This is a genomic window from Gemmatimonadota bacterium (assembly GCA_016719105.1).
In the GTDB taxonomy this organism is placed as follows: domain Bacteria; phylum Gemmatimonadota; class Gemmatimonadetes; order Gemmatimonadales; family Gemmatimonadaceae; genus SCN-70-22.
This window is the reverse complement of record JADKAQ010000002.1, coordinates 512,029-524,226: the sequence shown is the minus strand read 5'-3', so window position 1 is coordinate 524,226 and position 12,198 is coordinate 512,029. Positions and strand designations below refer to the sequence as shown.

Annotated in this window: 14 protein-coding genes; 12 read left to right on the top strand and 2 right to left on the bottom strand. The window is 69.2% G+C overall.

The window, feature by feature from the left end; all coding sequences use genetic code 11:
* Window positions 1–71 precede the first annotated feature (71 nt).
* From IPN47_05930 to IPN47_05900, 7 genes are all read left to right on the top strand, one after another.
* Window positions 72–848: a hypothetical protein gene (locus tag IPN47_05930; GenBank protein ID MBK9407582.1), complete on the top strand. Its 777-nt coding sequence runs from the start codon at window positions 72–74 to the stop codon at window positions 846–848.
* 13 nt (window positions 849–861) lie between these two features.
* Window positions 862–1,251 (top strand): response regulator, encoded by a 390-nt coding sequence (locus IPN47_05925; protein ID MBK9407581.1) that lies wholly within the window; start codon window positions 862–864, stop codon window positions 1,249–1,251.
* Window positions 1,252–1,426: 175 nt separating this feature from the next.
* On the top strand, window positions 1,427–2,239 hold the full coding sequence (locus IPN47_05920; GenBank protein MBK9407580.1) for a GAF domain-containing protein: 813 nt from the start codon (window positions 1,427–1,429) through the stop codon (window positions 2,237–2,239).
* A 132-nt stretch (window positions 2,240–2,371) separates the two neighbouring features.
* On the top strand, window positions 2,372–2,899 hold the full coding sequence (locus IPN47_05915; protein ID MBK9407579.1) for a ferritin: 528 nt from the start codon (window positions 2,372–2,374) through the stop codon (window positions 2,897–2,899).
* A 108-nt stretch (window positions 2,900–3,007) separates the two neighbouring features.
* Entirely contained in the window at window positions 3,008–5,023 is a 2,016-nt protein-coding gene (gene ligA / locus IPN47_05910; protein MBK9407578.1) for an NAD-dependent DNA ligase LigA, read from the top strand.
* A gap of 17 nt (window positions 5,024–5,040) precedes the next feature.
* Window positions 5,041–5,601, top strand: coding sequence for a hypothetical protein (locus IPN47_05905; protein MBK9407577.1), 561 nt, complete (start codon window positions 5,041–5,043; stop codon window positions 5,599–5,601).
* Between the two features lie 131 nt (window positions 5,602–5,732).
* Window positions 5,733–6,359, top strand: coding sequence for a PAS domain-containing protein (locus IPN47_05900; protein MBK9407576.1), 627 nt, complete (start codon window positions 5,733–5,735; stop codon window positions 6,357–6,359).
* Between the two features lie 67 nt (window positions 6,360–6,426).
* Here the strand turns inward: IPN47_05900 and IPN47_05895 are convergent, their stop codons facing one another.
* Window positions 6,427–6,945, bottom strand: coding sequence for a hypothetical protein (locus IPN47_05895; GenBank protein MBK9407575.1), 519 nt, complete (start codon window positions 6,943–6,945; stop codon window positions 6,427–6,429).
* Here IPN47_05895 and IPN47_05890 point away from each other — a divergent pair.
* The 5 genes from IPN47_05890 (at window position 6,936) to IPN47_05870 (ending at window position 11,424) form a co-directional block, all read left to right on the top strand.
* Window positions 6,936–7,073 (top strand): hypothetical protein, encoded by a 138-nt coding sequence (locus tag IPN47_05890; GenBank protein MBK9407574.1) that lies wholly within the window; start codon window positions 6,936–6,938, stop codon window positions 7,071–7,073. The genes IPN47_05895 and IPN47_05890 overlap by 10 nt on opposite strands.
* A 299-nt stretch (window positions 7,074–7,372) precedes the next feature.
* Window positions 7,373–7,828: a tetratricopeptide repeat protein gene (locus tag IPN47_05885; GenBank protein ID MBK9407573.1), complete on the top strand. Its 456-nt coding sequence runs from the start codon at window positions 7,373–7,375 to the stop codon at window positions 7,826–7,828.
* 1 nt (window position 7,829) lies between these two features.
* On the top strand, window positions 7,830–8,597 hold the full coding sequence (locus IPN47_05880) for a ParA family protein (GenBank protein ID MBK9407572.1): 768 nt from the start codon (window positions 7,830–7,832) through the stop codon (window positions 8,595–8,597).
* Window positions 8,594–9,361 (top strand): hypothetical protein, encoded by a 768-nt coding sequence (locus IPN47_05875; GenBank protein MBK9407571.1) that lies wholly within the window; start codon window positions 8,594–8,596, stop codon window positions 9,359–9,361. Before IPN47_05880 ends, IPN47_05875 begins: the two co-directional genes overlap by 4 nt.
* A 236-nt stretch (window positions 9,362–9,597) precedes the next feature.
* Window positions 9,598–11,424 (top strand): long-chain fatty acid--CoA ligase, encoded by a 1,827-nt coding sequence (locus tag IPN47_05870; protein MBK9407570.1) that lies wholly within the window; start codon window positions 9,598–9,600, stop codon window positions 11,422–11,424.
* A gap of 20 nt (window positions 11,425–11,444) precedes the next feature.
* On the opposite strand, the gene IPN47_05865 is transcribed toward IPN47_05870, so the two are convergent.
* Window positions 11,445–12,122 carry a hypothetical protein gene (locus IPN47_05865; protein ID MBK9407569.1) on the bottom strand — a complete coding sequence of 226 codons (678 nt, stop codon included), beginning with the start codon at window positions 12,120–12,122 and terminating at the stop codon, window positions 11,445–11,447.
* Between the last annotated feature and the right edge of the window lie 76 nt (window positions 12,123–12,198).

Genomic DNA, 12,198 nt, shown 5'->3' with positions numbered 1-12,198 from the left:
TTCACGGACCCCCACGACCTCAACCACGGCGCCTTGCCGGGCGCCTCATAGCGGAGACGTGGCGTTCCCTCATGTTGCATCTGAAAAACTTCGGGTCACTCGTTCTGGCCGGGGCGCTTCTGCTCCCGGCCCGCTCCGGCGCGCAGGGCGCCGTCGATCACGTCGCCCTCGGCGACCGTGAAGCCGCGGCGTTCAACTCCGCCGCGGCACTCACGCACTACGAAGCGGCCGTGGCCGCCTCCCCCCGCAACGGCGAGGCGCTGGGCAAGGCCTCGCGCAGCGCCGTGGACATCGGGGAGCAGACCGCCGACGGCCCCCAGCGGACCGAGTACTTCCGCAAGGGAGAGCAATACGCCCGCCGAGCCGTCGAGGCAAGCCCTAACGATCCTGAAGCGCACTTCCACCTGGCGCGCGCCCTGGGGCGCACCGCCCTCACCCTGGGCGTCCGGGACCGCGTGAAGTACGCCAACGAGATCCACGCCCAGGCACTCGAGGCGCTCCGGCTCGATCCCAACCACCCCGGTGCCCTCCACGTCATCGGCATGTGGAATGCCGAGGTGATGCGGCTGAGCGGCGTGGAACGCTTCTTCGCCAAGAACGTGTTAGGCGGGAAGGTGTTCGGCCAGGCCAGCTGGAAGGACGCCGTGGCGAGCCTCGAGAAGGCGGTAGCGGTCGATCCGGACCGGCTGACCCATCACCTCGACCTCGGCATGATCTACCTCGACGTGGGCGAGAAGGCAAAGGCGCGCGCCCAGTTCGAGTTCGTGGTCCGCGGCAAGCAGGGCGACGTGAACGATCCCGGCTACAAGCGCCAGGCCGAGGCGGCCCTGCGCAAACTCCAGCGCTAGCAAGGACGGACGCATGAGCGGCTCGCGTGATCGAACGGTCCTGATCGTCGAGGACAACGAGGACAATCGCATCGTCTACTCGACCATCCTTCGCCATCACGGCTTTCGCGTCAGCGAGGCGCTCGATGGTGAGGAGGGGATCGCGAAAGCGCGACGTGAACTCCCCGACATCATCCTGATGGACATCTCCATTCCGCTCATCGACGGATGGGAGGTCACGCAGACGCTCAAGCGCGAGGCAGCGACCAGTCACATTCCCGTCATCGCCCTCACGGCGCACGCCATGCCGGGTGATCGCGAGCGCGCGATGGAGGTGGGGTGCGACGGGTATCTCGCCAAGCCGTGCGAACCGCGCGCCGTGCTCGCGGAAGTGAATCGGTTGATCAACCAAGTCCGGAGTTGACCCCCGCGGGCGTCGCGCTCCAAGCGCGATGCCCGTGAGCGCGGGTGACCCGTGTCACGGATGGGGCGCGAGGGGGCGCACGCTATGACGTGCGGTGCATCTCGCGCGTCTTTACAGGCGAGCCCGCTTGATCCCGCGAGCGCTCGCTTCCGCCCGCCGCGACGTCGCCCAGCGCATGCCCCAACCCGCTGCACTCACCCTCGATCAGACGGCGTCCGACCCATCGGCGCTCGAGGTCACGCGACTGCGCGAGCGGGTCGACGAGCTCACGCGCGAGCGTGACCAGCTGCTGGTCGTCATCGACCTGCAGCAAGAGCTCGGCGGTGCGTTGCAGGTGGCGGAGGTCCTCCAGCGCCTTGCCCGCCGACTGGGCGAGCTGTTCGGACTCGATCGCGCGTCGATCTACCTGGGGGGCGAGGGCAAGCACCAGGTGCGCCTCGTGGCAACCTACGAGGATCCCACGATCAGCAACGTGGTGGTCGACCTGGCTCGCTATCCCGAGCTGGCCGACGCCTTCAGCTCTGGCGAGACGATCGTCATCCCCGACGCGGTCGCCGATCCTCGCTTCGCCGCAATGCGCGACGCGCTCGACCTCCGAAGCGTCCGCTCGATCATCGTCGTCCCGATGCGTTCGCGCGGCGGGGTGATCGGGGCCATCGTGTTGCGCACGGAACGCGGCGGGGTCCCCTTCTCGACCTCCGACATCCAGTTCTGCGAGGTCATCGCCGGGCTGACGGCGCGCGCGCTGCGCAACGCCCACCGCTTCGAGCAGGTGCAGCGGGCCAACGACGCCGAGGCCGAGCGCCGTCGCCGCGTGGACCTCGAGCGCATCGCCTTCGTCGCCTTCCTCCGCCGCCTGGTCTCGCGCTACACCCGCAGCGACGACCAGAAGTGGGCCGAGACGCTGTTGCCGCGTGAGAGCGACGACGAACTCGAGCGCCTCGTGTCGGTCGCCATGCAGGTCATCGAGGAAGAAGCCAGGGGATAGGACCCCGGTCCGCGCACGGTCTGCCGGCGCGCTGGCCGCGTCGGCGCGCTCTCGCTAGTTTGACATGCGGTGCCGTCATCGACATGCGGCACGCCGGGTGCACGAGCACGTTCCCCCAGCCAGCGTCAAACCATGCTCATTTCCAAGGCGATGACCGCCGCGATGTGCGAGCAGATCGGCAACGAACTCGCCGCCTCCAACCAGTACGTCTCGATCGCAGTGTATTTCGACGGCGAGGGGCTCCCCGCCCTGGCCAAGCACTTCTACAAGCAGGCCGCCGAAGAGCGCCAGCACGCGATGCGCTTCGTGAAGTACCTCGTGGACGCCGGCGCCACCCCGGAGATCCCGGCGATCCCCGCCCCGCGCGCCATCTTCACGTCGGCCGAGGACGCGGTGCGGCTGTCGCTCGACTCCGAGATGCGCGTCACGGCCCAGATCAACGCCCTCATGGACCTGGCGATCAAGGAGAGCGACCACCTCTCCAAGAACGCGCTCGAGTGGTTCATCAATGAGCAGCGCGAGGAGGTGTCGAGCATGGACACGCTCCTGCGCATGGTGAAGCGCGCCGGCGAGCCTGGACTGTTCTTCGTGGAGAACTTCCTCCTCCAGGGCGGTCTCGAGGAAGGGCCCGCCGAGGGCGAGGCGGAAAGCGAGGCGTAGTCCCCTGGCTTGACGCGTGAACGGGTCCGGCGCGCTTGTCGCCGGGCCCGTTCGCCGTTTGCTTCTTGCGCACGTCCTCTCGCCCCCGTCCTCCGGTCTTCCCGACGCATGGCTTCGCCCACCAAACGCGCTGCCGAACTCCGCGCCCTGCTCGATCGCGCGTCGTACGAGTACTACGTCCTCGACCGGCCGTCGATGTCGGACGCCGAATACGACGTGCGGTTCCGTGAGCTGCAAGCCATCGAGCGCGAGCATCCCGAGCTGCGCACCCCCGACTCCCCCACGCAGCGCGTGGGGGCGGCGCCGGTCAGTGCACTCCCGAAGCACACGCACCACGTGCCGATGCTCTCGCTGGACAACGCCTTCTCCAACGAGGAGCTGCAGGCCTGGGAGGATCGCCTCGTGCGCCTGGCGGGAGAAGAGGTGCGACAGGCCGGCTACTCCGCCGAGCTCAAGATCGACGGGGCCGCGGTGAGCCTCCTGTACGAGGACGGGGTGCTCGTGATGGGCGCCACGCGCGGCAACGGGTCGGTGGGCGAGGACGTCACCCCGAACATCCGGACCGTGCGCGACGTCCCCCTGCGCCTGCGCGGGGACGACGTGCCGGCGCGCATCGAGGTCCGCGGCGAGATCTACTATCCGTTCGACCTGTTCGAGCGCATGAACGAACAGCGCGTGCAGTCGGGTGAGCCCGTCTTCGCCAATCCGCGCAATGCGGCCGCGGGAACGCTGCGGCAGCTCGACCCGGCCATGACCGCCACGCGCCCGCTGCGTTTCTTTGGCTACACGATGATCGCCGCGCCGGGCGAGACGCTCCGCATCGAAACCCAGAGCGAGGTGCTCGCCGCGCTCGAGTCGTGGGGGATCCCGGTGGCCCCGCACCGGCAGCGGTGCGCGACGCTGGCCGACGTGATGACCTGGGCACACCGCCTGGAGCACGAGCTCCGCGCGACGCTCAACTTCGCGATCGATGGCGGGGTGGTGAAGATCGACAAGCTCGCCCTCCAGGAAGACCTGGGGGTCGTCGGTGGGCGCGAGCCCCGCTGGGCGATCGCCCGGAAGTTCGCCCCCGACATCGCCGAGACGCGCCTGCTCGAGATCCGCGTCAACGTCGGGCGCACCGGCGCGCTCAATCCGTACGCCGTCCTCGAGCCGGTGGAGATCGGCGGGACGACGGTCACCTACGCCACGCTGCACAACGAGGATCTCATCATCGCCAAGGACCTGCGCATCGGCGACACGGTCCAGGTGAAGCGGGCGGGCGAGGTCATCCCCCAGGTCATTGGCCCCGTCCCGGAGAAGCGCACCGGGGACGAGCAGCCGTGGCGCATGCCGACGCACTGCCCCGTCTGCGGCACCGCGCGCGTGCGCGACGAGGAAGAGGTCGCGTACTACTGCCCGAACGTCCGGTGCGAGGGGCGCCGCCTGGAGGGGCTCGTCCACTTCACTTCACGCGACGCGATGGACATCCGCGGGCTCTCCTACGCCCGCCTCGAGCAGCTGGTGAATGCCGGGCTCGTCTCCGACCCGTCGGACCTGTACGCCCTGACGGTCGAGCAGATCGGGGCACTCGAGCGCTTTGCCGAGAAGAGCGCCCAGCTCCTCGTCGATGCCATCGCCGCCAGCAAGGCGCAGCCGCTCTCGCGCCTCCTCTTCGGGCTGGGGATTCGGCACGTCGGGGCGACCGCCGCCGAGCTCCTGGCGCGCCACTTCGGCTCGATGGCGTCGCTGATGCGGGCCACCGAGGAGGAGATTGGCGAGGTACACGGGATCGGGACGATCATCGCCAAGTCGGTGGTCACGTACTTCGCCGATCCGACGGCCCGCGCCCTGGTCCATCGGCTGGAGGTGATGGGGCTCACGATGACCGAACCGCAGCCAGTGGCACAGGATGGTGCCCTCAAGGGGCATACGGTCGTCATCACTGGGACGCTGCCAACCCTCAGCCGGACCGACGCGGCCGCGATGCTCGAACGCGCCGGCGCCCGGGTGACCGACAGCGTGTCCAAGAAGACCAGCTTCCTGGTGGCCGGCGAGGCCGCCGGGAGCAAGCTTGACAAGGCCAACGCCCTCGGCGTCGAGGTGATCGACGAAGCCGAGATGCTGCGGAGAGTTGGACGCTAACCGAACGGGACACTCGCATGCCACAGCCGCTCGACCTCACTCGTCACGGGATGCTCGCCCTCACGCGCTCGTCGCTCGCGACGCTGCGCGCCGCCCTCCTGCGCGACGGCGGCCCCGATGCCGCGGTCTACCTCCAGGAAGCCGGCTATGCCGGCGGCGACGCCATGTGGGAGGCGTTCAAGCGCTGGCTCGCCGAACGCACCGACCTCCCGGCGGAGTCGCTGGATGTCGAGAGCTTCGAGCAGCGCGCCACCGAGTTCTTCCGCGATGCCGGCTGGGGGAGCATCACGGTCGGCTCGATCGGCGACGTGGTCGCCACGCTCGACTCGAGCGACTGGGGCGAGGCCGATCCGCAGAGCGGGATGGACCATCCCTGCTGCCACCTCACCACCGGGATGTTCGCCGACCTGTTCGGCCGCGTCGCCGGCGCCCCGGTCGCGGTACTCGAGGTGGAATGCCGCTCGTCAGGTGCACCGCGTTGCCGCTTCCTCGTGGGAAGCCCGGCGGTGATGGAGCAGATCTACGACGAGATGGGGCGCGGCGAGCCGTACGAGGACGCGATCGGCGCCTGTGCGTAGTCGCCCTGCAGATTAAAGTCGGCTCATCACGAGCCGAGACTCCAGAGGGGAGCGAGCAGCCAGGGGGCCGCACGCTCCCCTCCCGTGTATCCGCAGTAGCACCCGAGACCACCGCCCGCCACCGCTGTCGTATGTCGAAGCCCGTCGCTCCTACTCGCCCGCTCGATTCCATCTCGCTTCGCGCCCTCGAGTACTGCCCCGACGCCATCGTCGTGACGATGCCCGACATGGAGCTTCCTGGTCCGACGATCGTGTTCGTGAACAAGGCCTTCGAGCACCTAACGGGCTACAGCCGCTCGGAGGCGCTGGGGCGCAATCCACGCTTCCTCCAGGGGCCCGCCACGGATCGGCGCGTCCTCGACGCCATGCGACGCGCGGTGGGGCTGGGCGAGGCGTTCCAGGGCCAGATCGTGAACTATCGCCGGGACGGCTCGCCCTACGTCATCGAGTGGAAGCTCGCGCCCATGCGCGACTCGGCGGGGACGGTCACGCACTGGGTGGCAGTCCAGCGCGAAGTGATCCCCGCCGCGAGCGACGCGTCGGCGGGTGTGCTGGCAGGCGTTGCTGCTGGCGCTGGGGCCGGCGCCGTCGCTGGCGCGACCGCCGGCATACCCTCCCTCCCCGAGCGGGACATTCGGCAGTGGCTCGCGCGTCACCGTGCGAATGGCTCGGCCACGGACCTCGAGCCGGGCGCTCGCGATCGCATCCCGTTCGCCAAGGACCTGTTGGTGCTCGTGGAGGCGGTGACCGAGTCGTGAGGCCAGGCACCAGGGCCGGAACGATCGCCCGCGGCAACGTCCGACCCGGCGCGTCGCGCCGCCGCGCCTAACGCGTCTCGACGTACTTGGGGTTCGCCACCAGCTCGCCGTCGACGAGCACCTCACGGTCCCACGGCAGGACGATGGTGCTCTCCGTGGCGAGCGCGTGGAAGTCTGGCTCGTAGGACCCCGTCTTGAACGAGACGGCGGTGCGCACCTCGGCGGCGCCGGCGTTCACGATGGCCGCCACCGCCAGGCGCATCGTCGCACCGCTGTCGCACGTCTCGTCGACGATCAGGACGCGGCGGCCGCGCACCTCGTGCGGGGCGGCGCCAAGGACCGATGGCGTCTCGCGCACCTGCTGCTGGTCGCGACGGCTCACGAGGATCGAGCGGAACTCGCGCTCCAGAATCGCGGCGACGACCGCCCCGGGAATCACCCCCGCCGTGGCGACCCCGACGACGATCTCGGGGTCGTAGCTGCGCGCGACCTTGAGTGCGAGCGCACGGGAGAGCTCGCCGAACAGCGGCCACTCCACGTCAAACCGCCCCTTGGTGGGGTCGACCTCATAGCGTCGTGGCGACATCTCTCGTCCTCGGCGTGATCGTCGTGCGCGTGGGGCAGAACATCGGGCAGAACATCCGGCAGAACACGCGGGATGGTCATGAAGAGAACCGCGCGACGGACCGGCTGTGCGGCGCCCTCGTGGGCTAACCTAGCGACGCGCACCGGGGAGGGCGAGTTGGTGATCTCTGACGCGGTCGTCGGGCGCCACCATGGTGCATTGTGGCGCATCACCAGCCGCCACGATGGTGTTGTGTGGTACACGACCGGGCGCGCCGCCGCGCGATGCGATCTCCGTCGTGCCTCGACGCGAAGCGTTCGTCCGGCGGTTGCTCATGCTGCGGCCGCGCGATAGCTTTGCGCCCGCAGCGCCGTGTCGCCCTCCCCACTTCGCATCGCAGGTCGCGAATGGGCCATCGCCGGCCTCCCCTCAGCCCAGCCTCGATCGCATGTCATGGTTGAGCCGCCTGTTTGGCGGCGGGAGCGAGAAGAGCAATCGGCGCCTCGACTACCTCAGTGAGGCGCTGACCCTCGAGAAGTCGGGGGACCTCGACGCTGCCCTGACGTCGTATCGGCTCGCCCTCCGCGAAAAGCCCGACGACCACAAGATCCTGATGAACATGGCCATCGCCTACTCGCGCCAGTCGCGATGGGACGAGGCCATCCGGTGCTACAAGCGCGCCCTCGAGGTCGAACCGTCGCTCGCAGGAGCGCACTACGGGCTCGCCTTCCTGCTCATCAAGCGTGGCGAAAAGGACGAGGCGGCCGTGCATCTCGAGGCCTTCCTCGCCTCCCCGCCCAAGAGCGCCGATCCAGCCAACATCGAGCACGCGCGCAAGGCGCTCGATGAGCTGCGCGCGCCGCAGGTCGACGACTCGGCGGAGTCCCCCGAAGTCGAGCACTGACGTGGGGCGCGTCCTCGCGGTCGTCAGTCAGAAGGGAGGGGTCGGGAAAACCACGACGTCAGTGAACCTTGCCGCGGCCTTCGCCCGGCGCGGGCTCAAGACGCTCGTCATCGACGTCGACCCGCAGGGCGCCGTCCGGTATGGCATCGGCCTCCGACGCGGTCACCCGACGTACGGCTTCGCCGACTACCTCAACGGGGCGCGGTCGCTCCGGGAGATCATCCTCCCGACCGCCCTCCCCTGGCTGCGGGTGATCCTCGCCGGGTCGGTCTCCGACTCGTCCGATCACAGCTTCTACCAGCAGCTCATCGCCGAGACGTCGGTGCTCAAGGACCTGCTGGCGACCGCGCGGGAGCGCTGCGACGTGGTCGTCGTCGACACCCCCCCAGGGCTCGGCGCCATCGTGCATCGCGTCCTCGAGGCCAGCCAGCACGTCATCGTGCCGCTCCAGTGCGAACCGCTCGCGCTGCAGACGACCCCCCAGATTCTGCGGGGTATCCAGGAGATCGTGGAACGCAATCGCGACCTCACCCTGGACGGGCTGCTCCTGACGATGTTCGAACCGACCCACCCCTCGTCGCAGCGCGTCGCCGACTACGTGCGGGAGCACCTCCCCCGCAACATGGTCTTCGACGTCGTCATTCCGCGCACCGAGGCGGCGCTCGAGGCCTTCGCCGCCGGGCAACCGGTCGTGCTCCGAACGCCCGCCGACGCTGCAGCGCAGGCGTACATCAACCTCGCGACGCTGCTCTCGGAGCGGTTCCGGTGATTCGCCGCTGGCAGCCCCTCGCGTGCCTGGCCCTCGTCGCCGGCACGACCTCGTGCATCGACCTCAGCGTCGATCCGGCCGAAGTCGCCTCCATCGAATTCGTCGCCCCGGCGAACCCGTCGCTCGTGCGCGGCGACACCCTCGTCGACACCCTCGGCAGGGCCGATCGACTCGTCGCGCGGGTGTACACCGCCGACGGTGATCTCGTCGCCGATGCGCCGGTCTATTTCGTCGCCACCGACACGTTGGTGAAGGTCGTCAACGGGAATAGAATCGTCGCCGCCGATACCACCGGAACCAGCAAGGTGTACGCGGTCTCCGGGCAATTGCAGAGCATCGCGCGCAGTCTCTCGATCATCCGGCGCCCCGACTCGATCGCCTTCAACGGGACCGGGCCCGACACGCTCCGCCTTCGCCCGCCCACCGCCGGTACCGCCATCGACACCTCCAAGTCGGTCGCCGTGACGGTGCGCGCCGGAACCGGCTCCGCCACCCCGGTTCGGGTGAAGTTCGAGTTGCTGCGTCGCGGCGTCGTGCTCGCCCCAGGCGACACGGGGACCTACGCCCTCGTCAGTTCGGGGGCGCGCATATCCCCGATCGACACCACCGATGGGAGCGGAATCGCGTCGCGCATCGTGCGCGTGCGCACCGCGACCGGCGCGTCGGTCACCGACACCCTCGTGGTGCGCGCGTCGGTCACGATGGGCGGAGCGCTCAAGGACAAGCCGGCGCTCCGCACCGTCCTGATTCTCCCGGCTCCGTAGCGGCCGCCGGGCGGTCTCGTGGCGCCTTCGCGCGTCACGGGCCGGATGTTTCGTTCGATCGCACCGAGTCCACGGTTCCGCTCGCACGACCCATTCGACAAGTTCCGCGCCGTGCATCGGCGTCCGATGTCCGGCCCCTCGAGATGTTCACCGGTGCATCCGCCGGTCGGCCCGCCGGTCCACCCGACGTCGATCAACGTTCGATCTTCCATACGAAACCGTCGCAGGAGTCTTCGATGTACGCACGCGGAGGCCCACGCCCGCCGGAAGGGACGCTCACCTCACTCTTCCTGGATGCGCTGCGGAAGTACGACAAGCCCGACGCGATGCTGCACCGCGTGGCCGTCAACTCGTGGCGCCCGATCTCGCATCGCACGATTCACGAGCGGGTGCGGCGTATCGCGTTAGGCCTGCACGAACTGGGGATCGCGCGGGGCGACCGCATCGCCATCCTCTCGGAGAACCGCCCGGAGTGGGCGATCGCCGACTTCGCCTGCCTCACCGCCGGGCTGACCGACGTCCCGATCTACCCCACGCTCCCTGCTGAGCAGATCCCGTACATCCTGAACGACTCGGGAGCCGTCGCGATCTTCGTCTCGAACCTTGCACAGGCCGAGAAGATTGCGACGATCCGCGAGCAGGTGCCGGGGCTGCGCCTGGTGATCGCCTTCGACGACAGCGCGCGCGCGCAGTCGGACCTGTCGCTCGCCGACGTGGAATCGCGTGGCGCCGGGATCGACACGCCGGCGGCAGCCGAGGCGTGGGAGCGCGAGGCGCGTGCCGTGAAGCCGGGCGACCTCGCGACGATCATCTACACCTCCGGCACCACCGGCGCACCGAAAGGTGTGATGCTGTCGCACGACAACTTCTGGTCGAACGTGCGCGCGACCGCCGACCTCCTGCCGATGTCGGGGAGCGAAGTCGCCCTCTCGTTCCTCCCGCTCTGCCACATCTTCGAGCGCACCGGCGACTACTGGTTCTTCCTCACCGGGACATCGATCGCCTACGTCCCGTCGTTCGACCTGGTCCCCATCTGCATGCAGGAAGTGCGGCCGACGATCGCGATGTCGGTCCCGCGCCTCTACGAGAAGATGTACGCTCGCGTGCTGGAGAACGCGCTCTCCGGCAGTGGCACGAAGAAGCGGATCTTCTTCTGGGCCCGCGGGGTCGCCGACCGCTGGGCCGACGAGAAACTCTCGGGGCGCGAGCCCTCGGACTTCCTCGCCGTGCAGTACGCGATCGCGCAGCGGCTCGTCTTCTCCAAGCTCAAGGCGCGCACCGGCGGCCGGTTGCGCTACTTCGTCTCCGGCGGCGCCCCGCTCGCCAACGAGATCAACAAGTTCTTCTACGCCGCCGGTCTCACGATCCTCGAGGGGTACGGGCTCACCGAGACCTCGCCGGTGATCGGGGTGAATACCCCGGCCAACTTCCGCATCGGGACGATCGGCAAGCCGGTGGACGGCGTCGAGGTGCAGATTGCGGCTGACGGAGAGATCCTCACCCGCGGCCCGCACGTCATGAAGGGCTACTGGAACAAGCCCGAGGCGACGGCCGAGGCGATCAACGGCGACGGCTGGTTCCACACCGGCGACATCGGGGTGATCGAGGACGGCTTCATCCGCATCACCGACCGCAAGAAGGACATCATCGTCACCGCCGGCGGGAAGAACATCGCCCCGCAGCCCATCGAGAACCTGATCAAGACCAACAAGTACGTGAGCCAGGCGGTCATGATCGGCGACCGCCGCAAGTTCCCCGTCCTGCTCGTGGTCCCCAACTACGACAACCTGGAGAAGTGGGCCGCCCTCAAGGGGCTCCTCTGGACCGATCGTGCGCAGCTCCTCCAGATGCCCACCGTGCTGGCCAAGATGGACAAGGAGGTGCGCAAGCAGCTCACCGGGCTCGCCTCTTTCGAAACACCGAAGAAGATCGCGCTCCTCGAGCACGACTTCACCGTCGAGTCGGGGGAGATGACGCCCACGCTCAAGGTCAAGCGACGCGTCGTCGACCAGAACTACAAGGCGCTGATCAACGCGCTCTACGAGGAAGAGGTCGCCGTCTAGCGCGCAGTGGTGCCCGCTGCCTAACGGCGACGGAGCGAGACCGGGGCGCTGGCCGCGCCTGAACTCTCGGCGACCCACTCGCGCGCGTCGCGCGCCAGCTCGCGCGCGCCGTCGGGGAGGGGCGCCGTCACCGGGGCGACCAGGCGCCCCCCCGGGCGCAGCGCCCGCAGCACCGCGCGCACCGTGTCCGAGCGGCTCGCCGTCGCCTCGTCGAGCCACGCCGCGCGCAGCGCCCCCGCCGCCACCGGGAGCCCGTCCGCGATTCGAATCGCCGAGGGAGGGCGCACGCCCCCACTCGCCCACGCCGGCGCGTTGAGCAGCAGCGGCATCACCTGCGCCTCATCTTCGAGGACCGACGCCATCCGCGCGTGCTCCCCTCCCAGCAGCACGAGCCCTCCCCCGTCGGCGAGCGCGAGCAGCGCCCGCGCGCGCAGCAGCTCCTCCTCGTCAGGCGGCGCTCCCCCGAGATCCGCCCCGACCGGCGTCGCGCGCGCACGGCCGCCGGCATCGACTGCATCGGCCTCAGGGCCGGTGAAGTCGACCTCCCCGTGGCGCACCGCAAACTGCCGCCGACAGACGGGACAGCCGAGCGCCCCCTCGACGATGTCGCGCCCTTCGAAGCGGGTCACCGACGCGACGAGCCACGTCTCCTCGTGCGGCGATGGACAACGGAGCGAGTCGACGATCTCGATGTGCATGTCACCTTCGACGGGAGACCAGAGAGGGGAGACCGACGCAAGATCGTCTGCCGACCGCGCGTGCGCTCCCCCTCGA